General features: G+C 42.6%; 17 protein-coding genes. 9 read left to right on the top strand and 8 right to left on the bottom strand.

Annotated elements, in window-relative coordinates:
- Positions 1-11 precede the first annotated feature (11 nt).
- The gene (locus K9M52_RS18555) at positions 12-1,445 is read left to right on the top strand and encodes an efflux RND transporter periplasmic adaptor subunit (RefSeq protein ID WP_224069936.1); all 1,434 of its coding nucleotides are present in this window, start codon (positions 12-14) and stop codon (positions 1,443-1,445) included.
- Positions 1,446-1,534: 89 nt separating this feature from the next.
- Here K9M52_RS18555 and K9M52_RS18550 read toward each other — a convergent pair whose 3' ends face one another.
- Positions 1,535-2,851, bottom strand: a complete 1,317-nt coding sequence (locus K9M52_RS18550; RefSeq protein WP_224069935.1) for an MFS transporter — start codon at positions 2,849-2,851, stop codon at positions 1,535-1,537.
- 403 nt (positions 2,852-3,254) lie between these two features.
- Between K9M52_RS18550 and K9M52_RS18545 the strand changes: the two genes are divergently transcribed.
- Both K9M52_RS18545 and K9M52_RS18540 read left to right on the top strand, forming a co-directional pair.
- Positions 3,255-5,750: a heavy metal translocating P-type ATPase gene (locus K9M52_RS18545; protein ID WP_224069934.1), complete on the top strand. Its 2,496-nt coding sequence runs from the start codon at positions 3,255-3,257 to the stop codon at positions 5,748-5,750.
- Between the two features lie 332 nt (positions 5,751-6,082).
- Complete coding sequence (locus K9M52_RS18540; RefSeq protein ID WP_224069933.1) at positions 6,083-7,231, top strand: MFS transporter; 1,149 nt, start codon at positions 6,083-6,085, stop codon at positions 7,229-7,231.
- A 111-nt stretch (positions 7,232-7,342) separates the two neighbouring features.
- On the opposite strand, the gene K9M52_RS18535 is transcribed toward K9M52_RS18540, so the two are convergent.
- A complete protein-coding gene (locus K9M52_RS18535; RefSeq protein WP_224069932.1) occupies positions 7,343-8,335 on the bottom strand; it encodes a transporter substrate-binding domain-containing protein in 993 nt (330 codons plus the stop codon).
- A 328-nt stretch (positions 8,336-8,663) separates the two neighbouring features.
- Here K9M52_RS18535 and nhaA point away from each other — a divergent pair, with 328 nt between their 5' ends.
- The 3 genes from nhaA to K9M52_RS18520 all read left to right on the top strand — a co-directional run bounded on the left by nhaA (position 8,664) and on the right by K9M52_RS18520 (position 13,259).
- On the top strand, positions 8,664-9,986 hold the full coding sequence (gene nhaA / locus K9M52_RS18530; protein WP_224069931.1) for a Na+/H+ antiporter NhaA: 1,323 nt from the start codon (positions 8,664-8,666) through the stop codon (positions 9,984-9,986).
- 242 nt (positions 9,987-10,228) lie between these two features.
- On the top strand, positions 10,229-10,618 hold the full coding sequence (locus K9M52_RS18525; protein WP_224069930.1) for an SRPBCC domain-containing protein: 390 nt from the start codon (positions 10,229-10,231) through the stop codon (positions 10,616-10,618).
- Between the two features lie 277 nt (positions 10,619-10,895).
- On the top strand, positions 10,896-13,259 hold the full coding sequence (locus K9M52_RS18520; protein WP_224069929.1) for an ABC transporter permease: 2,364 nt from the start codon (positions 10,896-10,898) through the stop codon (positions 13,257-13,259).
- Between the two features lie 196 nt (positions 13,260-13,455).
- On the opposite strand, the gene K9M52_RS18515 is transcribed toward K9M52_RS18520, so the two are convergent.
- The 3 genes from K9M52_RS18515 to K9M52_RS18505 all read right to left on the bottom strand — a co-directional run bounded on the left by K9M52_RS18515 (position 13,456) and on the right by K9M52_RS18505 (position 16,513).
- The gene (locus tag K9M52_RS18515; protein WP_224069928.1) at positions 13,456-14,253 is read right to left on the bottom strand and encodes a DUF4382 domain-containing protein; all 798 of its coding nucleotides are present in this window, start codon (positions 14,251-14,253) and stop codon (positions 13,456-13,458) included.
- A gap of 371 nt (positions 14,254-14,624) precedes the next feature.
- A complete protein-coding gene (locus K9M52_RS18510; protein WP_224069927.1) occupies positions 14,625-14,870 on the bottom strand; it encodes a hypothetical protein in 246 nt (81 codons plus the stop codon).
- A 74-nt stretch (positions 14,871-14,944) separates the two neighbouring features.
- Entirely contained in the window at positions 14,945-16,513 is a 1,569-nt protein-coding gene (locus tag K9M52_RS18505) for a S53 family peptidase (protein WP_224069926.1), read from the bottom strand.
- Between the two features lie 837 nt (positions 16,514-17,350).
- Here K9M52_RS18505 and K9M52_RS18500 point away from each other — a divergent pair.
- The 3 genes from K9M52_RS18500 (at position 17,351) to K9M52_RS18490 (ending at position 23,600) form a co-directional block, all read left to right on the top strand.
- On the top strand, positions 17,351-20,572 hold the full coding sequence (locus tag K9M52_RS18500) for a SusC/RagA family TonB-linked outer membrane protein (RefSeq protein ID WP_224069925.1): 3,222 nt from the start codon (positions 17,351-17,353) through the stop codon (positions 20,570-20,572).
- Between the two features lie 87 nt (positions 20,573-20,659).
- Positions 20,660-22,429 (top strand): RagB/SusD family nutrient uptake outer membrane protein, encoded by a 1,770-nt coding sequence (locus K9M52_RS18495; protein ID WP_224069924.1) that lies wholly within the window; start codon positions 20,660-20,662, stop codon positions 22,427-22,429.
- Between the two features lie 184 nt (positions 22,430-22,613).
- Entirely contained in the window at positions 22,614-23,600 is a 987-nt protein-coding gene (locus tag K9M52_RS18490) for a discoidin domain-containing protein (RefSeq protein WP_224069923.1), read from the top strand.
- A 542-nt stretch (positions 23,601-24,142) separates the two neighbouring features.
- On the opposite strand, the gene K9M52_RS18485 is transcribed toward K9M52_RS18490, so the two are convergent.
- Genes K9M52_RS18485 through K9M52_RS18475 form a run of 3 tightly spaced genes read right to left on the bottom strand, consistent with a single transcriptional unit; the run spans position 24,143 to position 25,873 of the window.
- The gene (locus tag K9M52_RS18485) at positions 24,143-25,021 is read right to left on the bottom strand and encodes an alpha/beta fold hydrolase (RefSeq protein ID WP_224069922.1); all 879 of its coding nucleotides are present in this window, start codon (positions 25,019-25,021) and stop codon (positions 24,143-24,145) included.
- Between the two features lie 32 nt (positions 25,022-25,053).
- On the bottom strand, positions 25,054-25,557 hold the full coding sequence (locus K9M52_RS18480) for an SRPBCC family protein (RefSeq protein WP_224069921.1): 504 nt from the start codon (positions 25,555-25,557) through the stop codon (positions 25,054-25,056).
- Positions 25,550-25,873 carry an ArsR/SmtB family transcription factor gene (locus K9M52_RS18475; RefSeq protein WP_224069920.1) on the bottom strand — a complete coding sequence of 108 codons (324 nt, stop codon included), beginning with the start codon at positions 25,871-25,873 and terminating at the stop codon, positions 25,550-25,552. Before K9M52_RS18475 ends, K9M52_RS18480 begins: the two co-directional genes overlap by 8 nt.
- Positions 25,874-25,954: the final 81 nt, after the last annotated feature.

Genomic DNA, 25,954 nt, shown 5'->3' with positions numbered 1-25,954 from the left:
AATAGTAAAAAATGTTGTACACAAAAATTATTATTGCAATACTTGCCATAGGTATGGTGGCATGTCAAAATAATCGCGGTGTTGATAAGAACAGTAAAACGACTGGAGGTAAAGATACTGCCATACAAAAAAAAGAAGTTGCATTTTACACCTGTCCGATGCACCAGGATGTCCGGTCGGAGAAGCCTGGTAAATGTCCTATCTGTGATATGAAGTTAGTGCCTGTCGAAAAAGCAGAAGCACCGCAAAGGGCAGATGACACAATAACCGGACAAAAGGAAACAACCTTTTATACCTGTCCCATGCATCACGATGTCCGGTCGGAGAAACCTGGTAAATGTCCCATCTGCGAGATGAAACTGGTACCTATGGAAAAAAAGGAGAGCCAGGGAAAAGTCATGGACTCCATGACCACACAATTGATGCTTCCGCCCAGAGAGCAGCAGTTGGCCGGTATCCGGATCGATACTGCAAAACAGGCATCTCTGAAAGGACAGCGGGTCCTTACCGGGACCACTATTTTTGATCCTGAGCAGCACCGGGTGGTGAGTGCCTGGGTGGGTGGTTGGATTGAACAGATGTACGTGCGAAACCCCGGCGAAAAAGTGGCAGTAGGACAAAAACTCTATGAGCTATATAGTCCGGATCTGCTGTCAGCGGAAAAGGATTACCGGTTAGCGCTTGAGCAAAAGGATCTTTTTAAGGAGGCCTCCGTTGATTTTACCTCCACGCTGGTGGCGATGAGGCAAAAACTCCGGCGCTGGGGATTAACCGCTCGGCAAATCGATCGTTTAAGGCAAATGGAACCCAGCGGCAAAATAACTGTTTACAGTAAGGTCTCTGGCTATCTGACGCAAAAAGTAAAACAGCAGGGCGATCACCTGAAAGAAGGTGACGCTGTCCTTGAGCTCACCGGAAATAAGACCCTTTGGGTACAAGCAGAGTTGTATGACAACGAATTGCCCCTACTGGCCTCGCAGCCGGAGATCAAGGTAGCATTGGAGGGCTTCCCCGGTCAACTACTATCCGGTTCCATCGTCTTTAATAATCCGGTCAATCAAAAAAATACCCGGATACATCTGTTAAATATTGCTATCGATAACCCTGGGGGGCAGGTACAGCCAGGAATGCTGGCCTATGTATATCTACAGACATCCCCAGGACAGCCCGGCGTGCTTGTGCCGAGGTCTTCCGTTATATACGGAGAAAAGAATAGATATATATGGGTTGCTCAGCCGGGCAATAAGTTTGAGCGCAGAAAGGTAGCGTTGGGCAGTGACAATGCTACTGAAGTGGCGGTGCTGCATGGTGTGCAGCCAGGCGAAAAAGTGGTCACCGGGGGCACCTATTTACTCAACAGCGAATATATTTTACGATATGGCGCCGGCGCCAACATGATGGGCATGCAGATGTCCGACATGAAAATGAAAGGCAAAAGTAAATAAATGAACAAGACTCGCCTGACACTGGTCTTATAATACTGCACCGTCAAATGGATTGACAGTCGCGCTGTCCCTTTAATTGCCATCCTGCACTAATCTTTTTCCAAAGCTAATACTGGAGTGATCTTATTTGCCTGAGCCCGTTTATGGCGGGGTTTGGTGAATTTTGAAATCAAAATAACCACAGAGACACAAATAATGGACACGCCTATACAATTGAAGGCTTGTATGTAGGTAATGTTTTCGCTTTTAAAAAGAAAGCCGAATAACATCCCTCCAAAATTACCACCTGCTCCGACAATTCCACTGACAAGACCTACATTATCTTTATTAATAAAAGGAACGATTCCATAGGTCGCGCCGTTGGCCATTTTTAAAAATAAGGCAAAAACCAGCATACAAATCATAGCCATTAACAAGGTGCCGGAAGCTGCAAATAAAAGTAAGCCGATGCCTTCCAATAATAGCATGAAGGCTAAGAACAGGCCTTTGCCGCGCATCCCATATTTTTCTCCTGTTTTATCTGATATATATCCTCCCAATGCGCGTGCAAACAAATTCATGCCCCCAAAAATACCTGCACATATTCCTGCCGTTTTAAGCGATAGGTGAAAATTGTCTACAAAGTGAAGGGCAGCTACATTATCAAAAGTGATTTCCACACCAAAGCAGGTCGCATATCCCAGGGTCAGTGCCCAGATACGCCAATCCCTTAATAGACGCCAGTCTGTCTTCTTCCTTGTCTTCTTTTGGTAGTCAATCTCCCCGAAATTGCCCGCTGGCGTATCTTTGGTAAACTTAGCATACAACCAGGCCGTCAGCCACATGAGTACGCCGGGAAAAATCATGGCATAGCGCCAGGCTTCCGGTTTGGTATACCCAAAGCTAACGATGGCAGCAAAGATTAAAGGCATCACCATATTTGTGACCCCTCCTCCGAGATTGCCCCAGCCCCCGGTAAAAGCATTGGCAGTTCCCTTGATTTTAGGTGCAAACATCATTGTAGTATGGTATTGTGTGATCACAAAAGAGGCGCCGATAATGCCAATTGCCCCCCTGAATAAAAGCAAGGTTGTATAGTTATGGGCCAGACCTACTGACATGACAGGTAAAGAGCCTGCCAAAAGCAGTCGTATCGCTGTTTTTCTAGGCCCCCAGTTATCACAAAGCTTCCCGATAATCAATCTCGCGATAATGGTTGTAGAAACAGAAATAATCACCAGGTTTCCGATCTGGGGTTTCGTTAAATGTAAATCGTCCCGGATGAAGGGCATTAAGGGTGCTAAACCGAACCATCCAAAAAAACAGATAAAGAACATACACCAGGTAATATGAAAGGTCTTCATCTGGATCCCCTTTAAGCTAAATATATTTAATTTTTCTAAAGGCTCATTCGAAGGTTTATACATATAATTTAACTTTAAATTATTTAATATAATATATGATATATTATATACAATAGTTGAATATTTTTAACTTAGTATGAGTAACTGTGAGTAAAATTATTATTTATAATTTATAAAACTTGTAAGTTTGGTCAATAATTATTATATTTAAATTTAACAAATATATATAATAATTAATTCATTGGAATGGCAAAGACAGGTTCATATAAGGCTTCGCATGGTATAAGGAGAATTGTCCCTTGAATTTCTTTCGTTGAGCTATTTAACACCGTTTAACCTGCAAGAGTGCCGGGGTCTGGCAACATTTTTGAACCAAAAAGGTTAGGTGGCAAAACAGCAAGTGGCGATGGCCGGCGGTTATTGAAGTTAAAGAGCTGTTTGGCCTGATAAATAGAAGGAGGTTGAGATGATCCATACCTATTCCATAGAAGGCATGAGTTGCGAGGGGTGTCGCACTGCCGTTAAAAGGGCTTTAAAAGGGGTGCCAGGAGTAAAGGAAGTAGCTGTTGACCTCAAAAAAAAGCAGGCAGCCATCGAAATGGAAAAGCATGTTCCGCTGGAAAAGTTGCAGGACGCTTTGAAGGATTCTCAATATAAAATACTGCCCGCTGACATGGCGCATCACCATCCGGCCGGCTTAAATGAAGATAAAGGAAATTCAGAAAATAAAGATAGCAGCGTGTATTATTGTCCCATGCATTGTGAAGGAGATAAGACCTATCCTCAATCTGGAAGCTGCCCTGTTTGTGGTATGGATTTGATAAAGCAACCTACTCTACAAGCAGTCCGATATATTTGCTCGATGCATCCGGAAATTATCCGGGATGAGCCGGGAAGCTACCCCATTTGCGGCATGGATCTGGTGCCAATGAACAGAGCCAGCGATGGTAATGAAGATCAGACCTATAAAATGCTGTTGCGAAAATTTAAAATTGCCGTTTTTTTTACAGTGCCTGTTTTTATCATTGCCATGTCGGAAATGCTCCCTGCCAACCCGCTGTTTAAAATAATGGATCTTAAATATTGGAACTGGATCGAGCTTGCTTTATCTCTTCCCGTTGTTTTCTATGCTGCCTGGATTTTCTTTGAAAGGGCCTGGCGATCTATTGTCAGCTGGCATTTAAACATGTTTACGCTGATCGGCATCGGCGCAGGTATAGCCTGGGTCTTTAGTGTTGTTTCTGTATTTTTTCCAGGCATCTTTCCTGATGAATTCAAAACCCGGCAAGGTACTGTCTACGTATATTTTGAGGCGAGTACTGTTATACTTACACTGGTGCTACTGGGCCAGTTAATGGAGGCTCGCGCCCATGGAAAAACAAATTCAGCTATTCGGGCGCTGTTAAAATTAGCGCCCAATACCGCTACTAAAATTATGGAGGGTAAAGAAGTGCAGGTCGCTATTGATGATATTCATGAAGGTGATCTGCTACGGGTAAAGCCCGGAGAGAAAGTACCGGTAGACGGAAGGATTAAAGAAGGCGATTCGCCGATCGATGAATCAATGATTACCGGTGAGCCGATGCCGGTCGATAAAAAAATAGGAGACGGTGTAAAGGCCGGGACGATCAATGGCAATAAGACCTTTGTGATGACTGCCGAAAAAGTGGGTGCAGAGACACTGCTTTCACAGATTATAGATATGGTCAATAGAGCCAGCCGTTCCAAAGCCCCGGTGCAAAAACTGGCCGATAAGATTTCCGGTTATTTTGTGCCGATTGTGGTGGTGATTGCCTTTATCACTTTTGTTATTTGGTCAATATGGGGGCCGGCGCCCGCCCATGTATTTGCGCTGGTCAATGCAGTTTCGGTGCAGATCGTGGCTTGTCCCTGCGCCCTGGGACTGGCCACACCGATGTCTGTAATGGTCGGGGTAGGTAAAGGCGCAGGGGCAGGCATACTGATAAAAAATGCAGAGGCCCTGGAAAAGCTAAGAGAAATGGACATGGTGGTGATTGATAAAACCGGAACATTAACGGAAGGCAAGCCTTCTGTAGAAAAAGTGGTGAATGTCAGCACCACACTAAGTGATAATGATGTTTTACAAAAGATCGTTTCGGTGAACAGCGGCAGTGAGCATCCTTTGGCACAAGCAGCGCTTCGGTTTGGCAAGGAAAAAAAGATCACCCCAAAAACTGTTTCGGGTTTTGAAGCCATCGGAGGGAAAGGGGTTATCGCTGTTCTGGACCAGAAAAAAGTCGCTTTAGGAAATATAAAACTGATGGAACAGCAAACCGTAAATATTTCTGCAACAATAGCAGAACAAGTAAAGAAAGAACAGCTATTGGGTAAAACCGTGTCCTATCTTTCATCCGGATCGGAACTCTTGGGTTACGTGGTGATTTCGGATAAGATAAAACCTGGTGCCAAGGAAGCTGTCGGAAAACTACAGGAGGAGGGCTTGGAAGTCTGGATGCTGACAGGGGATAACGAGCATACCGCAAAGGCTGTGAGCGAAATTTTGGGGTTGAACGGCTATAAAGCTGGTCTGCTGCCTCAGGATAAATTGGCCAGGATTCAGAAGTTTCAACTCGCCGGAAAAAAGGTGTCAATGGCCGGTGACGGCATCAATGATGCGCCTGCGCTCTCCCAGGCCGATATCGGTATTGCTATGGGTACGGGTACAGATGTGGCTATGGAAAGCGCGGCAATTACACTGATAAAAGGCGATTTAAGCGGCATGGCCAGAGCCAGAAAGCTAAGTGCCCAAACCGTGAAAAACATACGGCAAAACTTATGGTTCGCCTTGGGATATAACGTGGTGGGCATTCCAATTGCGGCGGGTATCTTATATCCGGTATTCGGTTGGTTGCTTTCACCGATGATTGCCGCGCTGGCCATGAGTTTTAGCTCGGTATCTGTTATTTTAAATTCACTCAGACTGAGAAAGCTGGCGATATAATCGGGCTGAAAAAAATCGGCACGCAAGATCCCTTAAAGTCTGATTTTGCCTTGTATACCAATAGATTAATGCCAGAATTATTTACTTTTTAGAGCATTGTATCACAGCTTTCTATTGCTGCCTGTTGCAAAAGTGATTAAAATATATAGGCACAAAACCTACCTTTGAAAAGTGACTGGACCAGGACTGGCTCCATCATCGAAGAGAGAGGTTTTAGACACCTTAATAAAAGGTGATATAAAGGACAAACAGTGATTTACGGGTCTAATTTCAATCAGCTATAGATTAAACAGACGATGCAAACAGGTAAGAAAAATAAACTATTTTCCGGATTGACGAAAAATTCCCTCCTATTGGCACTCACCAGTTTGTTTTCAGATATTTCTACAGAAATGCTGTACCCCGTGCTTCCAATTTTTCTGACACAAACGCTGAAAACCGGAGGTGGGATCGTCGGAATTATTGAAGGGATGGCCATCACGACACAGAACCTGGTGCAGGGGTTTTCCGGCTGGCTGTCCGACAAATGGCAAAAGCATAAGAAGATTGCTATTTGTGGCTATTTGCTGGCAGCTATTTCCAAACCTCTTACCGGACTGGCGACCGGCTGGCCAACGGTAGGGGGTGCCAGATTTATGGACAGGCTTGGCTCAGGTATCCGGTCTGCTCCCCGTGACGCGCTTATTGCATCATCCACAGATGAAAAAAATAGAGGGAAAGCCTTTGGTTTAGAAGGAGCAGGCGACAATCTTGGCGCCTTTATCGGCCCATTGGTGGCTGTATTTGTCATTTTTATATTGGGGTTTTCTTTGCGAAGTGTTTTCTTCCTTTCAGTTATTCCGGGCACCATCGCCGTATTGATGATCCTGTTCGTTAAAGAAAAAAAAGTTCCGATATCTTCCAAAACGAAGCTAGATTTTAAGTTCAGACAATTTACACTCAACTACAAAAAGTACCTGGTCGTAACAGCATTGTTTAGTCTTGGCAATTCAAGTAATGCCTTTCTTATCCTGCAAAGCAGAGACTTAGGAATATCCTTTAGGGACACGATTATTATCTACGCCGTCTTTAACCTGATTGCCGCCCTGATATCCTATCCGGCGGGGCATATTTCAGATAAGATAGGAAGAAAAAATATGTTGTTATTGTCATTGCTTACTTACATTATGACCTATGTAGGATTCGCTTTAACCAAAAATTTGTGGGCTATTGGCTCTCTGTTTTGCTTATATGGCCTGTATCAGGGTATTTTTCGTTCCGTAGGAAAAGCCCTGGCTGCTGATTTTGTGCCACAGCATTTAAAGGCAAGCGGTATAGGCTGGTATGCGGCTACAATAGGGTTAAGTGGTTTGATTGCCAGTAACGTTGCCGGGCAACTGTGGGACAGGGTTAGCCATGAAGCGGTATTTTTATATGGTGCATTGTTCGCATGTATGGGCTTCTTTGCGTTTATTTTCTTTGTTCAGAGCGACAGAAAATGAGCCTCCGGATGTAGTCAGGCTATTTCATCCTGCCTAATGACGATTTTGCAGCAATGGTGGGTTTAAGCTCCCGCCGACATTACTACAATTCGGTGGGTAGATCATACCTTATTAGTTCTCTGCATCAATCCAGGCTTTTATTATATGCTTCACACTACCTAGCTCATTTAATTGTAACATACGGATATTGACCTTCTTTATCAAAGGGCTTTTCAAGGGAAATGCAAACCCGTAACCGGTAGGGTCGTAAACCGAACGGCTGACGATAATATTATCGCTCGGATGTTCTTTTTGAAAATATAGCAGTTGGGGGCGGTCAAAAACAATGGCGGCCACTTTTTTCTGTTGCAGGAGCTGGTAAGCTTCTGTTAATGATTGGGTCTTAACCGCCTTTGCCTTAAATTCATCTAAAAAAGATTTGGATACCTGAAAAGAAGGAGTGGCTACTGTTTTTCCCGTAAGTTGCCGGGCTTCGGTGATGGTATTGCTGCCCATCCCTGTCAGTGTTAGCGTACTGGCAATTCCGGCTACCATGGAAGTGGCGAAGATGATGGAGATGACCATCCAGCAACCTGCAATAATCCTTCCCCATAACGTGATTGGCGCTCTGTCTCCATAACCGGTTGTGGACATCGTGACAATCGCCAGCCACATCCCGTTAGCAATCCCGTGTGTTATATCCGGAGGAAATTGTTCAGGAGACTTTTTTCTTTCTGCGAGCCAGATTAACGTGCCTACAATTGCCAGGATAAAGAGGAAAACCACGACCGCTACCAACAATTTCATGCTGAAAAAAGGCTGGATTCGCTCAAATAGGGTGGGCTCATCTTTACGAGACATAATACTTAATCCTGAAAAATAATAAGGCTGGGAAAAATCCATTGTTTCAACACGCTCAGAGGTAATACTGACCGGGCCCACTACCAGGTCCAGCTGGCCGTCCTTTAAAGCGGAAAGGGCATCTGATACAGTATTGAATCGTTGGGTAGTAAAGTCCCAATTTTCAGCATCTGCAATAGCGGTCCATACTTCATAAGCAATTCCGGATTGGCTTTGTGCCCCGGACATGATAAAAGGAGGGCTTCCTGCAATTCCGACGCGCAAATGACTGGTGTCAGGCGGACTGGCCGCGGATATTCCAATAGGAAAGCTAATTATTATTGTTAGAAGCAGGAAAACCGGTAGTCGATGCAATGAGATAAAATTCTGTAAATGCCGTTGTATCATAAGTTAAAGTTATCAATAAAGAGATAAGTCACCAAATCGATAGAAGTGATGCTTACCTGTTTCAAAAAAATCACATTATAATCCTCTTTTTTCGTCGAATGGGAAGGAGCTAAATGATGCAATGCGCAACCTATTAATGGAATAGTAATGCTTTTTATTGTAAAACAGGGGCAATTAAAAAGGAAAGAAATATATTTGTAATATTATGACAAGATCCCCTATAGACCAACTGTTGAGGCCTGTAAATAAATTCATTCACCAGGAATATACGAGTGGCGTTGTGCTGTTTGCAAGTGTAGTGGTGGCGCTAGTCTGGGCAAATTCTTCCTGGCAGGATACCTATCATCATCTCTGGGAAACGAAGTTTGCTATCGGGATTGAGGAGCTAAGGTTTATACAGCCCCTGCATATCTGGATCAATGACGGCTTAATGGCATTATTTTTCTTTGTTATCGGTCTGGAACTTAAACGGGAGTTTATTGCTGGGGAGCTTTCCACTCTCCGGAAAGCCTCCTTGCCGATGGTCGGTGCTTTAGGCGGCATGCTGGTGCCTGCATTGCTATTTATAGCCTTTAACCAGGGGTTACCTTCTTCGCATGGATGGGGCATCCCCATGGCCACAGATATTGCCTTTGCACTGGGACTTCTATCTATTGCAGGCAAGCACATTCCCAGATCGGTTAAAACTTTTCTTTCTGCACTGGCAGTAGCGGATGATCTCGGAGCTGTATTGGTTATTGCAGTCTTCTATACACAGCAAATTGCGCTTTTACCTTTGGGCATTGGTGTATTACTGCTTGCCGTACTTTGGATTGGCAATCGCTTGGGAGTTAGAGATACTTTTTTTTATCTGGTGATAGGCGTTATTATCTGGTATTTCTTTTTGCTTTCGGGTGTACATGCTACGATTGCCGGGGTCTTGGTCGCTTTTATGATCCCTGCCAGGACAAAAATAAACGAACAGGAATATGTGCAAAATGTGAGAAAATATGCTACGGATTTTGAACAGGCGCACAGGCAAGACGGTACGCTGACCACCTGGGAGCAACACAGAACGATCAGCAATATAAAACAACTTTGTCTGGATGCAGAAACGCCATTACAGAAAATTGAAAACGGGTTACACCCATGGGTCGCCTTTGTAATCATGCCATTATTCGCACTGGCGAATGCAGGCATGCATATCGGCCGTGACTTTTTCAGCTCTTTAGCGAATCCGGTAAGCCTGGGTGTTTCACTGGGGCTGGTTGTAGGAAAATTCCTTGGTGTACTTGTTTTTACCTGGTTAATGGTGCAGTTTGGATGGGCAGCCTTGCCCCAGCACGCCAAATGGAAGCATATTGTCGGAGTCGCCTTACTGGCCGGTGTCGGATTTACGATGTCATTATTCATTACCGGCCTGGCGTTTACCGATATCAAGATGATTGATGAGGCAAAGTATGGTATATTGTTAGCCTCTCTTGTTTCCGGGCTGCTGGGCGTATTTTTTTTAAAAAACGTGTCACCTGTAACTGACTCAGATATTTAATGATTGCTGTAATGGCTACGATGCTGACTTGTATCTGGAAAAGACCAACTGCTGTCTTTTTCAAATAAAACATAATAAATGCATGTTTAGGCAAACTGCTAGGTGTGGTTATTTGAAGAGAGGCTTTGGTATTCTGACGTAAAAAAATGTATATTTGATGATGCACCGTCGTTTGCATGCTTGATTATTGTTATTTTAAATTAAAAATATGACAGAATTCACAGCAACACTTTCCGTTTTTATTGCCAAAAGAAAAAGTTTGGGAAGCGCTCACCAACCCTGCAATTGTGAAGAAGTATTTTTACGGAACGAATCTTGTTACGGACTGGAAAATTGGTTCACCCATCCTATTTCGGGGAGAGTGGGAGGGGACTGCTTATGAAGATAAAGGGAATGTTTTGGAATTCATCCCGTTTAAAAAACTTGCGTATAATTATTGGAGCACCATGAGTGGACTCCCTGACAAGCCAGAATTATATCAGATTCTGACATATGAACTTAAAGACGAAGATAACGGTACATCTGTTGTGATCACACAACAAAATCTTGATAGCGAAAAACGGATGCAGCATGCGGAACAAACCTGGATGCCCGTTTTGCAGGGGTTAAAGAAGGTGGTTGAGGGAGCCTGAACCTAAGACAGGGATTATATTATTGGTAGTAATTATGACTCTATTGTCTTGATAACTAAGCAAGCGGTCATTGAGTCGCCTGTTCGATGAACCAGAAATACTACAGCTTTCAAAGCCTTAAATAATTGTTCGCTCGACTGTCCGTTTTTGGACAATTGTCCAAAAACGGACAGTCGCAAAATACAGGCTCAAAAGAAAGTTGCTCATTATCAATATTTTATAATCTGGTATAGGAGTGGTAATGGAAGTGAGTATAACTTCTAACTCTTGCACAGGTATGTTTAAACATTATTTAAAGACCCTTTGGAGATCTCTTTTAAAAAGTAAGGGGTTTTCTGCTATCAATATTGTGGGTCTCGCCATCGGTATGGCCAGTGCCATGCTCATTATTCTCTGGCTTCAAAATATGATCAGTACTGATCGCTTTTACCAAAAAGAGGACCAGCTCTATATCCTATCTAATCGGGACTCAAATAAGGGGCAGGTGTTTGCCTGGCAGTATACACCCAAAATTCTGGGCCCTACTCTGAGGCAGGAATATCCAGAAGTGGAAGATATAAGTCGATATAGTACAACTAATTTTCTATTTACAGTGGGAACAGAAAAGATATTCTCCGCTGGCGCTTATGTAGATACCGGTTTTCTAAGCATGTTTGATATGCACGTTGTCAAGGGGTCCGCAATAAATCCTTTGCATGGCAACACTAAGATTGTTCTGACTGAAAAGTTCGCCAAAACACTATTCGGGGATAAAGACCCCATTGGTAAAACGCTGAAACTGGATAATACAAATTACGTAACGGTATCAGCTGTAATACAAGATCTTCCCAGTAATACCCAATTTGATTTTAATTATCTGGTGTCTTGGGACTACGCAAAGAAAATAGGCTACTACGATGAATACTGGGGCAATAACTCTGTGGCAACTTTTGCACTTTTAAAGCCTCATACGGCACTCAGCGCGTTTAACAAGAAAATTAAAAATATTACGATCAATCATACGAAGGGTAGTGATCATCAAACGACTGAAGTATTTGCGTTTCCTTTAAGTAAACGGTTTTTATACAATAAAGCAGTAAATGGCCAGTTTGTAACGGGCAATATTGTTATGGTCCGCTTATTTTCTGTCGTCGCTTTATTTATTTTGCTGATAGCCTGTATTAATTTTATGAACCTTAGTACGGCCAGAAGTGAAAAGCGTGCCAAAGAAGTAGGGGTGCGTAAAGTGATCGGTGCGCATAGGCGTTCTTTAATTGGGCAATTTTTATCTGAAAGTATCTTGTTTTCTTTTATTGCATTTTTAATAGCTGCGGGAATTGTTGCAGTGGCGCTGCCGTTCTTTAATCGGCTTGTCGGCAAGCAACTCTCCATTGCCTATTCCAGCCCCTATATATGGATATTTGCTGTATGTTTTGTCATCTTTACGGGACTTCTTGCGGGTAGCTACCCGGCTTTATATTTATCGAGCTTTCAGCCTGTAAAAGTGCTCAAGGGAACTTTTAAAAGAATAAATGCTAAAATCAGCTTGCGATCCGCCCTGGTCGTGACACAATTTACTTTCAGTATTGCGCTGATTATAGCCACAATAGTTGTTTCCAGGCAAATTAAATATACGCAGGAGCGTGACAAAGGGTATACAGAAAATGGCCTGGTATATAGTTTTCTAACCGGTCAACTGGAAAAGAACTATACGGTGATCAAAAATGAGCTCTTAGCCAGTGGTGCTGTTATAGCTGTCTCCAAGAATATGTCTCCGATAACAGCGCAGTATAGTAATGCATGGGGTGCCAAGTGGCCGGGAAGTACACCGGAGGACGAGCATATAACCTTTAGCCGGTATAGCACGGACGGAGGATTTGTAAAAACCATGCAAACAAGACTTGTAGCGGGCAGGGACATCGACGTTGCCAGATATCCGAGTGATAGTACTGCCTGCCTGCTGAATGAAACGGCTGCTCAGATTATGGGCCTTAAAAACCCGATTGGCCAAGACATCCATTTTGATACCACCTTGCATATTGTAGGAGTCGTAAAAGATTTTATTATTCAGGGCGTCACCGCAAAAATAGACCCGATGATTATTCTTGGACCCTGTTCATGGTTTTCAACGATGCATTACCGGCTCAATCCAGACCGGCCAACAGATGAAAGTCTGAAAACAATAAAGGCAATCTTCAATAAATACAATCCCGAATTTCCTTTTGAATATACTTTCGTGGATAAAGACTATGCTTTAAAATTCACTGATCTCAAACGAATGTCCCGGCTTTCAAGCTTATTTGCAGGTTTGACGATCTTTATCTCCTGTTTAGGGCTCTTAGGTTTAGTTATGTCTTTGGCGGAGACCAGGACCAAGGAAATTGGAATTAGAAAAGTTCTTGGCGCCTCTGTATATAGCATTACTAGTTTGTTATCCAGACAGTTTCTGAAATTGGTATTTATCGCTTTTATCATCGCAGCTCCTGTTGCCTGGTATTGTATGCACGGCTGGCTGATGAATTATGATTACAGAGTGCATATACACTGGTCGTGGTTCGCGCTGCCCGGCGCATTTGGGCTGATTATAGCCATGACGGCAGTGGGCTGGCAGGCAGTGAGGGCAGCCAGCATCAATCCGGTTAAAAGTCTAAAAACGGAATAAGCCTAGGCTATCTGCAGGTAGCTTATAGGGGGAAGTACCTGTTCTTCTTTATTGGCATTTGAGATTATAATGGCCAGGAGCATACTTAAAATCACCGGCGAAATGCGGTGGGAGGTAGAACTTAAAAAAGGGGTGTCTCGAAATTCTAAGACAACCCCTTTTGAATATGAACTTATACTTATTACGGATAGGATGTTTAGGGGTTTAGAGATACTAAATTGGTGGTTCCCAGGTCTGTCACTTGTCCATAACTGACATTCACATCTGTCAGGGTCGTATCTTTAAGCCCGGATTCCATGCCAGCGCTAAAAACGACCGTATAGTTCCCTTCAACAAGCCCTTTAAACATAAAGAAACCATCTGTTGAAGCAGGATAGGCATAAGCCGTATCGCCGTTGCTGATCGCCAATACAGACTCGGACGCCATATAAGGCAAAACATAACCTTTGATCTGCCCGTCCGTTTCCTGGCTGTAAGCTTTTATGACAGGCTTTAAGGCGTAAGAGCCATTACCCTCTTTTACAACAGACTTATTAGCATCAAAATCTATCCAGATGTCATAGGCACCATTGGCCACCAGTGTCTGATGAAAATTAAATTTTAACCCACTTTGCATTGATGAAGGAGTGGCCAAAGGATGAGATTGTCCATCTATCACAACGGAATTCTCTGTTCCTAAAACCAGCCGGATTTGTGAAATCGTGCCTGCTGGCAAGGTAGCCCTGCTCAGTAAGGTATCTGCTCCGTTTCTTAATTTGATAAGGTTATATACACCAGGTTGAATAAGTGTTAAGGTTTGCCATCCAGTATCTTGATTGGTTTGAACCTGTATTGACTGAACATCAACATTTACCTGGTCATAGGAGGCGGGTGCATCTGTCAGATGAAAGTTAACGGAGGCCGAGCCTGGAGAATTGTCATCGCTTTTGGTGCAGGACAATCCTATAATAGACAAAGAAGCAATCGTTAAGGTGAATAACATAAACTTTTTCATGATCATAATTTTATCAAACCTTGAACAAAATAGATGCCAATTCTTAAATTAAGTAATTAAAACAAAGGGACAGCTTTTGAGACAGTGTCTTGAGATTTTTGTTGATGTCTATGGAATTATTTGAAGTTCAAATAATTCCATAGACATCAAACTTTACTGGTAATGCAAAAAAATATTAGCTACTGTCATTCTGAATATATTCTGAATTTTTACTGAATTCGAAGTATTTAAATCATCTGAACCAAAGGCCAGACGGCTTTTCTGGCCTTTGGTTAGGAAAAGCCGCAACAGCATAAATCTTTAAGTCACAGTCCGTCTTTTCATTTATCGATTAGAAATGATCCATTTTGCAATTGCCTTATTTAACTGATTTAGTTTTTAGTTCGGTTTTTATCCATCCTTTCTTTGACTTCATGCAATAAGTCCGTTACTGCTAAAACAAGTGTCCCGATAAGAGACAGTTTTATATATTTCCAGTCAATCGAACCATTCATGATTTTTGTTGCAATTGCTGTGAGCACAGGTATGAATAAGCCGATACTCGTGCTTAACCATGCCTTCCAGATATTGCTGACTCTTGGCTTCACAAAATCATATGTATGTATTTTCAGTCCCATATCCTGTCAGATAAATTATTGAAAACCCCTATGCAGCTACATGATCCAGCATCCGTAAAGCTGATCAGCAAACGTCAGGCAATATCAAGCAAAATGCCCCAACCCGTACAGGGATCCCATCCTTTTGCCGCAGTATATCCCTGATTGTCTTCTGTGGTCTTATTGTCTCCTTCAGTAATATCCCGATATTTATATTTACCCATGTATAAATCGTTATGAATAAACCCCGCAAGTTTGTTTTCCTCTTGATTAATGCGTGCGATCAGCCCAGCCACTAAAGGAGCTACGGCACTTGTTCCACCTACTACCAATTTTTGACCATCTACCAGTATATGATAGCCGCTGTTTGGGTCAGCATTGCCGGCAATATCCGGAACGCCTCTTCCGGCAAAACCGCTATTGAGAGAAACGGGGACATTTATTTGTTGTTGATAGGCCGGCTTTTCAAAAAAATCGCTTACGCCTCCGCCTGTAGCACCGCCATCTGGATTATGCCAGACGATTTCCGATACAATCCTTTGATTCTGCACTGTAAGGCTAGTGCCGCCGCAGCTTAATACGAAGGGGCTGGATGCTGGAAAATCAACATGCACCTTACCATCTGCAACTCCGTCGGAAGAGCCGTTATCTCCCGCAGCTGCACAAACGGTAACCCCCATCCTGGCGGCCGTTTGAAAAGTTTCATTATAGGTTTTTCTCGACTGTTCGTTCCAGTTCCCTTCAGACGCTCCCCAACTGATGGAAAGTATGGAAGGCGTATTTTGCTTATCATATACGGCGGCATGTATGGCATCAAAAAAGCCTTTCTCCGTATTAGGTGCGAAATAGACAATAATTCCGGCATTCGGTGCAACGGCCCCAGCTACTTCAATATCCAGCACTACTTCGACGTCAGCGCTGTCGGGCTTTGTAGGATTATTAACGCCTCCATCTACGGAAACGGTTATTATATCAGGTGTTGGAAGATTCAGTTGTTTAAAGTATGTATTCATGTCCTGCATTCGGTAACCGCCTCCAAGTTCTATGATACCAATACGTTGATTTTCACCTGTGAACCCTTCAGGATAACCATAAATGACTGATAACTCATTCGGATAAAAGGCTTGCTTGATAGCACGATGAGCAATAATGTGTTGCCTGTTTTTAGTCTTTTTTTTTGCTACACGGTATTTGGGTGTTGCCACTGGACGGTTATCTAACCCAAAAATGGCTTCTACAACAGGTAGCATCGGCGCTGGTAGCTCAATATGGCCGCTTCTACTTCGAAAAGTTTGCCCATGTTTTGTTGAACATGAAACAAGTTTTACATGAAAGGCCTTTGAAAACGCCGCTGCCGTGCCTTTTAGTTCAACCGTTCTTTGATCTGGAGACGCTTTGGCTACAGTAAGACCAAAATGTTCAGCAAATGCCCTCACTAGTTGAATATCTTCTGCACTAGCATGGAACTGTGCGGTAAAAGCCTCCCGCGTCGCCACCTGAAAATTAGCATGAAAGGTGTCTGGATTTGTTTCATAACGCAACACAAGCGTTACTTCTATCTGGGTTTCAGCATCTACTTCCCTGTCAGCGGCCTCTGCCATTCTATTTTGAAGTGTACCGGGCATGGGCTGGTAGGGTACTGAATTGAAATCTATTTTGAGCATGGTCTAGCGTTTTTGGAAATGCCACAAAATCTATGCTTGAATAGATCTCTACTTAGAAGATAATGTTAGAAGTGTACCGCTGTCCGGGATGCCGGCGACTACTTAAGATAGCATTTCCATACCTGTGTCGCAGCAAACCTTGAACAGTAGATTTATAGATCGCATCTTGACAATTCGGCAGTTTATCTCATATAAGCGCTGCTTACGGAAAAGACAGGCCTGCTGCCCAATATGCCTAACGTGCGCGCAGCTGGTCAATCCGGTTGTAGTTGTTTCAAACTTTAATAAACTATTTTGACAAATATCTTGATATAAGGGTGGTGGAGGTGAGTACTAAACTGGGATTTTGAGGCGATTAAATGGTGGATTCAATCAAAGAGATATCTACAGAAATGGTCGACTAATATGTCTAACATATAATAAATTTCGTGATTTTTATATGTCTTACATATATCAAATTTTCAGATTTTAACAAATAAGCCACTAAATATTTAATGCTTTGCAAACCGTGATACATTTTTCATACCGTTTTCAGAAATGACTTACCGTTTTCAAAACTTACGCAAACGTTTGACTATATTGTTTATTAGTAAGTTATATTTGTTCTTTAAAAATTTTCTTTTTTTAATAACTATAAACTATTTTCTTTGTTTAACATTTATTAGGGAAAATAATCGATTCATTTTAACAACTTGATGGCTCAAAAAATAGATAAAAATACTGTTTTTATTATCATTATCAGGCTTAAAACAATGCTTATAATTTCATTTTTTAAATTTTTATTACGCCAAAATTGTCCATATCTGGCCAACGATTGAATACTTAAACTTAAAAATTATGAACAAACGATTGACAAAAATCTCTATGGTGCTTACCTGGGCAGTTGGGGCAGGGTTGCTCCAGGTTGCTTTGCCCCCGGTCTTGTTTGGGCAAGACACAATTCCTGTATTTGAAGTGAATCATCCTGATATTACAGTATCAGGCATTGTACAGGATGCATCAGGCAAACCGCTGGCCGGTGTAGCGGTAGCAAGCAAAGGAAGTACTAAGGGGACGATTACCGACACGAATGGACATTATCAAATACGTATTCCAGACAATGGCGTATTGGTTTTTACCTTCGTCGGCATGGAGCGAAAGGAAGTCGCTGTCAATAGTCGCGGCTCCATTAATGTATCCTTAACTGCACAAAATGCAGAACTCAATGATGTAGTGGTCGTGGGCTATGGTACGCAAAAGAGAATAAATGCAACAGGTGCCGTCGAAACCATAGATGCAAAGATATTGGCAGACAGGCCTATATCCAGACTATCACAGGGTTTGCAAGGCGCGGTAGCAAATCTGAACATTGCGACACAGTATAGCGGAGGAGCGCCGAATGCTACACAATCTTTCAATATCCGAGGGTATACGGGGTTAGGCACCAGTCAAGGGCCACTGATAGTAGTAGACGGTGTTCAGGGTGTAGATATTAACTCCATCAATCCCAATGACGTGGAAAGTATTTCGGTGATAAAAGATGCGGCCGCGGCGGCTGTTTATGGGTCCAGCGCTCCTTATGGCGTGATACTGATTACCACCAAAAAGGGTAAATCGGGGAAGGCACAGGTGTCTTATAACAACTCTTTTACCTTCAACACACCTATCGGTATGCCGAAAATGATGAACTCTTTGGATCATGCATTAATTTATAACGAGGCCTCTAGAAATGCGGATGGTGCGGATATTTTCTCAGCCGAAACCATAGACCGTATCAAAGCTTATCTGGCCGGTACTTTAAAATCGGAAACGCAGGCCAATCCGGCTCCTGGCGCAGACCAATGGCTTTTTTGGGGAGCTTCTAATGCCAATAACGATTGGTTTGACATTTTTTACAAAAATGCTCAACTTGTTCAGCAACATAATCTGAGTATTTCCGGTGGTACCGACAAGTCAAAATATTTTGTAGGGTTGGGTTACAATGATCGCCCCGGTATGCTTGCCTTTGGGGATGATGTGTATAGGCGTTACAATGTGAGGGCCAATGTCTCTTCCAAGGTAAATGAATGGCTGGAAGTCGCCTTGCGTACGGCCTATGCTAAAGAAACCTATAACGCGCCCTGGACGGGCGGTAATAGAACCGGTGGCAACTGGATGCATCAAATTGCCAGAAAATGGCCCAGCATTCCATTATATACACCCGCTACAGCCAATGCACCAAAAAGTTATGCGGAAGTCAGTGATGTCGGTTTTATGGAAGAAGGTGGTCGCCACATAGAAAGTTGGGATAAGCCGACTATTACTGGTGAAATTGTATTGACGCCGTTAAAAGGGCTTACCGGAACTATTAACTACACGTATGAAGCAAATATTGCCAACACCAGTGATCACGTTAAAACAGTATATGCGCCGCTGCCCAGCGGCAAGCTTGCCCCAATTGACTGGACTTACCCCAATCAGTTTTCCAGAGATGCCAGTTTTAATTATCATCAGGTACTGAATGCTTTTATGACCTATGAAAAGGACGTTCAAAAACACCACTTCAAGTTACTGGGCGGATATGTAAGAGAATTGTTTGACAATACCGGGTTCGGTGGCGGAAACAAAAACCTCTTTACGGATAATGTACCTTCTATTTCTACCGCTTACGGTAAAACCCCCTGGATTAGTGATAGCCATTCTCAATTGGCATCAGAGGGTGTGTTTGGAAGGTTTAACTACAATTTTGACGAAAAGTATTTATTGGAAGTTACGGGTCGATACGACGGTACTTCAAAGTATTTACCTGCTTCAAGATGGCATTTTTATCCCGGAGTTTCGGCCGGATGGAATATGCACAGAGAAAGTTTCTGGAGAAATTCCGGTATAGATCGAGTAATAAATTCAGCTAAAATCAGAGGGTCTTATGGCAGCTTGGGTGATCAATCCGCTAGTGGCTGGTATCCGTTTTACCCGACCTTGGGTACTTCTACGCCAACAAATGGAAACTGGTATTTCTCTACCGGAAGGGAGGCCCGAACCAGTGCTCCCGGATTGGTAAATCCGAACATTACCTGGGTGACTACAAACGTGCTGGATTTCGGCGTGGATCTGGCAGCATTTAGCAATAAACTTGCTTTTAGTTTTGATTGGTACAAAAGGAGCGCGAAGGATTATTTGGGCCCTGCCAGAGATTATCCTGCTGTGCTTGGAACGAATCCGCCTCAGGAAAATGCTGCAGCTATAGAAACCAAAGGATTCGATCTGACCGTTTCGTGGAGAGATAAAATCGGTGAAGTAGGTTATACGCTAAGGGGTACCTTGAGTAATTATAAAGGATTTGTAACAAAGTATCCAAATGATCTAAAGTTAATAAGTAATTGGTATGCGGGTGAGCCTATGGGCGCTATTTATGGATATACGACGGTAGGCTTTTTCCAAAGCGACGCAGACGTTTTGAAGGCTCCGGACCAGTCTAAAATATATCCCAAGTGGGGGCCTGGGGACATTCAATATGCGGACCTGGACGGTAACGGTGTAATCGATTGGGGAGCTAATACAGTAGATGATATGGGAGACAAGCGCATTATAGGCAACTCTACACCTCAGTATCAATTTGGATTTACAGCCGATGTGAACTGGCGTAATTTTGATGCCCGCATTTTCATACAAGGCGTAGCTAAAAGGGATTACTTTTTTGGCAGTGGCGTTAATTATTTTTGGGGCATTACAGGCAATCAGTGGCAAGGCTCTCCTTTTGTTACGCAAAAAGACAGGTGGACGCCAAGTAATCCTAATGGCTATTTCCCCAAATTTTATATGAGCGGAGAAAATTCCAAAAACTTGCAAACACAAACCAAATATCTGCAAAACGGTGCATATGCGCGTTTAAAAAATGTAGAGATAGGCTACACACTTCCTAAAAACTTATTGAAAAAAGGTGGCGTCGAGCGCGTGAGGCTTTTTGCACAAATAGAGAATGTTGCCGTTATTTCTCCGATGAAAAAGCACTCATCCATTGATCCGGAAACATTCTTTAGCGATATGAAGATTTATCCTTTACAAAGAGGTTATTCTTTTGGCCTGAATGTAACTTTTTAATTGATCAACTTATATAAATGCCGTAACAATCCGGCTAACAAGGATTTTTACAAGAGTCAAATGGCCTAAAACATAAAAATTATAGTGATGAAAAATAAATTATTAGTAATCGTTCTTGGGATTTGCGCAGTATTGACTGCCTGCCAAAAGAATTTTTTGGACAGAGCACCCCTGTCTGAAATATCAGATGCCGATTATTGGAAATCGGCTAATGATCTGAGACTGTACGTTAACAATTTTTACAATGGGTTGCCTAGTTATATTCAGTCTTATTTCAATTTTGGAATTTACAGTGAAGATGACGCGCAGGGATCTGACAATATGGTAAATTATCAATATGATCAGGATTTGAACGGAGCGCGGACATTGCCATCCTCAGGTGGTGGTTGGAGCTACGGTAACTGGAGCAGCATCAGAAATGTTAATTATTTTTTAGATAATTACCATAAAGTAGAGGGCGATCCCACCGAAATAAAAAAATATGTAGGGGAGGCTTTATTCTTCAAGGCCTGGTACTATTTTGATAAATTAAAAAGCTTTGGTGATCTGCCTTGGCTAACGCATGTGCTGCTGCCCAATGATAGTTCACAATTGCATAATCCCCGATTGTCCAGAGACATTGTTGTAGATAGTATGATGCGTATTTTAGATACGGCTATAGCCTATCTGCCGAGTAAAGGCGGTGGTGGTTATGAAGAATTCAGAGTGTATAAAGAATTGGCCGAATTGTTTCAATCCAGGATTGCTCTTTATGAAGGCACCTGGGAAAAATATCACGCGGGCACGGATTATGGTGTCGCGGGGGCAGACGGTCGTAAATTTTTGACCAAAGCATATCAGGCGGCTGAAGCGGTAATGAACGCAGGGATGTTCGGCCTGGACAACGTAGGGGAGCCTTTCGGCTACTGGAAACTGTTTAATCAGGTAGATTATAGCGGAAGCAAAGAAGTGATGTTTTGGCGAAAGTACAATGCCGATGATGGTAATTATACATTTTGGGCGCGATATATGTCGCTTGGCGGCGGCAGAGGTATTACCAAAAGCTTGGTAGACGCATACCTGTGTTCTGACGGCAAGCCTATTGCAGCCAGTAGTTTATATCAGGGGGATACAACGTTGATAAGTGTATCTACCAACCGTGACCCACGTTTGATCCAAACAATACAAGTTAACGATGGCAAGCATTACCTAAATGATACGGCGCTATTTACACATCCATCCTGGGGAGCTGCAGCGGAAGATAATAACTATACCGGCTATCAATTATACAAGGGTCTGAATCTGGATTTGATTCAGCATCAGGTAGGTAAGGGTACGCAGGGACTAATCTATTTTCGCTATGCAGAAGCGTTGTTGAATTATGCCGAAGCCAAGGCCGAATTAGGTACACTGACGCAGTCAGATGTAGATAAGTCTATTAATCTGCTTAGAGATAGAGTGAACATGGTTCACCTGGAGGTGTCAAATATCACGACAGATCCCAACTGGAAATTTCGGACGCTTTCTCCAATAATCAATGAAATAAGAAGGGAACGCAGGGTGGAATTTGCCTGCGAGGGATATCGTCATGATGATATTTGGAGATGGAATGCTGCTGGTATATTAATAAAAGGATGGAAGCCTAAAGGAGCCAAGAGGCAACAATTCCTAAACATCGCCTCTCCCAGCGACATTTCTGTACTTATGGCCCAGTTCCCGGTAGACGGAGATGATTATATTTTCCCCTATAAAAATAACGTCATTGGCGCCAATGGATTTAATTTCAGGACGGACAGGGACTATTTATTACCGCTTCCCACCAATCAGTTAATGCTCAATCCCAAACTTTCTCAAAATCCCGGTTGGCCAAGGCAATAAGGTATTGAGATGCATCAAGCATGAAGCGCCTGGCTGGATTTTCCTTATTGAGAACGGTCAGACGTTTCATCTAGGGTTTTAAAACTAAAACACCCAGATGAGGCACTGTCAATATTGGATTTTCACATTGAAAACGATATTGGAGTGTTCCATTTGACAATCAGAAAATAAAAAAAATATACGGATGAAAAGAATTTCAGTTTTTTGTTTAGCGCTGATTTTACTGTCCCTTATGGGATGCTACAAGACAGCAGAAAAAATGAGCCATTCAGATAACGAGTTGGTATTATCTTATCCGGCGAAAAATCAATTTAATCTCGCAGCAAGTGGTATTAACTACTGGACCAAAGCATTAATCAATCCAGATTTAGGGAAAATGACTGATACGTTGCTATTTTCTTTGAATTTAAAGGAGGCGGTATCAAGAGACATTACAGTAAATTTAGGCGTAGACGATCAAGCTGTTGCCTTATATAATCAAGATACCTTGTATGGCCCCACGCAATATGCACTTATGCCGGAGACTTATTATTCGATCGTAACGCCGACGTTGATCATTCCGGCAGGTACTACGGACACAACTTTTAAAGTAGCCATTAGCCCCAACATGATGGATATTTCACAAACGGGGTATTTGCTTCCTGTCAGTATTAAGTCGGTGGAAGGGATTCAAAAAAGTGTTATGCATACTGCTTTTATACATATTGAGAAAGACCCGAATCCGCCTTACAGCAGGAGCGATTGGTCGGTAGTCGCCTTTTCCTCACAGGAGGCCGTTGGTGAAGGCCCAAATAATGGTAGAGTTGTGTTTTTATTTGACAATAACCCCAGCACCTTCTGGCATTCTCAATGGCAAGACGCGCTGCCCGGACCACCACATTGGTTTACTGTAAATATGAATGCCACACATGAACTTCATGGCATTATGATACTGGACAGGCAGGGGGTAGGCAGCAGCGGTCGCCCAAAAGAAGTGAAAGTTGAAGTAAGCTCAGACAATATCGCTTGGACCACTGTTGATAATTTTACTCTGGCAGATAAGAATACCTGGCAGAAAGTAAAGTTTAATAGCCCTACAGCTTCGGTACAGTATTTTAAAGTTACGATACTTTCAATGTATGGAGACGCTTCTGTAAAATACACGAACATGGCTGAGTTGAAGTTGTTTTGATTATTCTGGTGTCATCACAGCTTGTGAGGATTCAGGGTTTGTACTTCGACCGGGCTTGTTCTAGGAAATCATAAATCAGGTCCCGATATATGGCTGAGAAAATCGGGGCCTGATATTATCACGGATAAACATATATCTATTTTGCGATAAAAGTGTGCGTAGTATCGCTGACTTAAGAGAGCCTTTAATAGTCTCGGCTCGATCAGGATTTTGCCAGCAATTCCTTGATCATTAATTCCAGGGAAAATTCCTTTTTTAAAAATGGAAAATCCCTATTCAGATTCCATTGGAGCGCTAGGTGCTACAGAAAAAAGATCTTCTAGGTAAGCGTTCTGATAAAAGCACATCTGCCAGGTGATATCATAAAGCTGCAACTCAATATAGCTTTTAAAGTGCCAATCTCGAGGAATTGGCTAACCGGTATTAAACGGCAAACAAAAAGGTTTTCTATAGAATTCTATTCGAATCTTATGAATTAGAAAGACGAAAAGAAGGCAGCCAATAATAACATATTCGTTTCCGTTGCATTAGCGGACCCGCCATCATTCTTTCAGAAATTCGTTGAGGTAATCTATTATTGTTTGGGTCTGCATCATCAATCCAACGTGGCTTTGGGAAGGAACAATCGCCAAATGAGATTTGGGCATAGGTTCCATGTCTGCACTGACGCCGCCTCCCAGCAACTGGTATGTTTTCATCAGCTCGATTTTGTCAAGACCGTCATTATCACCGGAAATGATCAACACAGGTGCGGTTATTTTTGCGATATTAGCGTCACCGCAGTCAAAGGGTTTCTTTGCAAAATCAAACATCTGATTTAAAAATGCAGTCCATTTTGTTTTGTCCGGTGCCACAGCGTCATAGGCTGTCTTAATAGGTGTATTATCAAACATCTCCGGCTTAAAATGATCAAACCCTTTATTGACAATGGGTAGCCAGCCGCTGCTTTTATATGTGGAGGAAATGATCACGAGCTTTCTTAACCGGCCGGGATATTGGATAGCAAACTGGTAAGCCACAGAACCGCCAAAGCTATAGCCAGCGATGTCCGCACTGTCAATTTTGAGATAATCCATAACAGATTTTACATCATTGGCTAATGTGGCGATCGATAGCTTTCTCTCTGAAAAAGGGCTATGGCCATGTCCTTGTAGCTCAATGGCGATTACCTTTTTTGTTTTGGACAGTTCCGGGATGATTTGTCCCCAATTTAGCCCTATCGTGTAAAAAGCGCCGTGGAGCAGAATGATTGGCCTGCCCTCACCATACACTTCATAATAGACTTTGGCACCCTTTACAGGTACGTAACCACTCGCAGAAGGCTTCGCCTTTTGCGCCTGTAACTGCGATAGTGAGTGCATAATGATTGCAGTCAGCAATATCGATTTTAAAAGGTTATGTATTTTAAATAGATGTTTCATCGTCCTGAATTTTAGTTTGTTAACAAGGAATGTTATTTATTCATAGTCAATAATAACGCGTCCAATTGATTAAAGTCTGTTGTCATGCCTTCTTTGAAGCCCATGGAAATAAGCGTTTCAAGATCGGATAATGCGTCAAATGAGAGCAAAATGTCCACATGAACCTTATTTTCTTTTTCGCTAAAATCATTTCTCCATACGTTCTGAGGAGCGGAGGGGCTACTCGTTCCGTTTTCATCACAAAAGCTATCTTTATGCGTAATGGATTTCCCATGTTCAATTGAAATGTAATCGGACCTGCTCCAGTGTTTTTCACCTTGTGGGCCTACCATGGCATAGAGCCAAAATCCGCCTTCCCGGAAGTCCATTGTTTTGGTCTGAGCCTTCCAGGGCTTTGGCCCCCACCATTGATCTAATAATTCAGCTGTTGTCCATGCCTGCCAAACCAGTTCAAGGTTTGCATTAAATTCGCGCTTAATGTGAATGGTTTTCTCTTCTTTGTTGACGACGAAGTCAAATAATAGGTGATTACTCATTTTTTTTATTTTTAATGGTAGTTAATAGATCGTCTAATTGATTAAACCTTGTTTCCCAGATTTCCCGGAACTGCTCCAGCCATTTGTCTATTTCTTTCATTTTTTCAATTTCTAGGCTGTAAAAAATTTCTCTTCCCTGATGCTGCTGTTTTACCAATTCACATTCCGTCAGAATGCGCAAATGTTTGGATACGGCCTGACGTGTCGAATTGAAGTTCTCCGCAATTGCGTTGGGCGTCATCGCCTGCAATGCGATTAGTGCAATAATCGCCCGCCTTGTCGGATCTGCAATGGCCTGAAATATATCTCTTCTCACTGGTTGTATACTTTATTTATGAAACCGTTCAGTTGCAAATATACATGCAACCAATTGGTTTCCCAAATTATTTTTTATTTT

The sequence above is a fragment of the Arachidicoccus terrestris genome, assembly GCF_020042345.1.
GTDB classification, from domain to species: domain Bacteria; phylum Bacteroidota; class Bacteroidia; order Chitinophagales; family Chitinophagaceae; genus Arachidicoccus; species Arachidicoccus terrestris.
This window is presented reverse-complemented; position numbering and strand designations above follow the sequence as displayed.

Coding starts and splice junctions, on each gene's coding strand:
- K9M52_RS18555 (WP_224069936.1), top strand. CDS start 12: ATGTTGTACACAAAAATTATTATTGCAATACTTGCCATAGGTATGGTG.
- K9M52_RS18550 (WP_224069935.1), bottom strand. CDS start 2,851: ATGTATAAACCTTCGAATGAGCCTTTAGAAAAATTAAATATATTTAGC.
- K9M52_RS18545 (WP_224069934.1), top strand. CDS start 3,255: ATGATCCATACCTATTCCATAGAAGGCATGAGTTGCGAGGGGTGTCGC.
- nhaA (WP_224069931.1), top strand. CDS start 8,664: ATGACAAGATCCCCTATAGACCAACTGTTGAGGCCTGTAAATAAATTC.
- K9M52_RS18520 (WP_224069929.1), top strand. CDS start 10,896: ATGTTTAAACATTATTTAAAGACCCTTTGGAGATCTCTTTTAAAAAGT.
- K9M52_RS18515 (WP_224069928.1), bottom strand. CDS start 14,253: ATGAAAAAGTTTATGTTATTCACCTTAACGATTGCTTCTTTGTCTATT.
- K9M52_RS18510 (WP_224069927.1), bottom strand. CDS start 14,870: ATGGGACTGAAAATACATACATATGATTTTGTGAAGCCAAGAGTCAGC.
- K9M52_RS18505 (WP_224069926.1), bottom strand. CDS start 16,513: ATGCTCAAAATAGATTTCAATTCAGTACCCTACCAGCCCATGCCCGGT.
- K9M52_RS18500 (WP_224069925.1), top strand. CDS start 17,351: ATGAACAAACGATTGACAAAAATCTCTATGGTGCTTACCTGGGCAGTT.
- K9M52_RS18495 (WP_224069924.1), top strand. CDS start 20,660: ATGAAAAATAAATTATTAGTAATCGTTCTTGGGATTTGCGCAGTATTG.
- K9M52_RS18490 (WP_224069923.1), top strand. CDS start 22,614: ATGAAAAGAATTTCAGTTTTTTGTTTAGCGCTGATTTTACTGTCCCTT.
- K9M52_RS18485 (WP_224069922.1), bottom strand. CDS start 25,021: ATGAAACATCTATTTAAAATACATAACCTTTTAAAATCGATATTGCTG.
- K9M52_RS18480 (WP_224069921.1), bottom strand. CDS start 25,557: ATGAGTAATCACCTATTATTTGACTTCGTCGTCAACAAAGAAGAGAAA.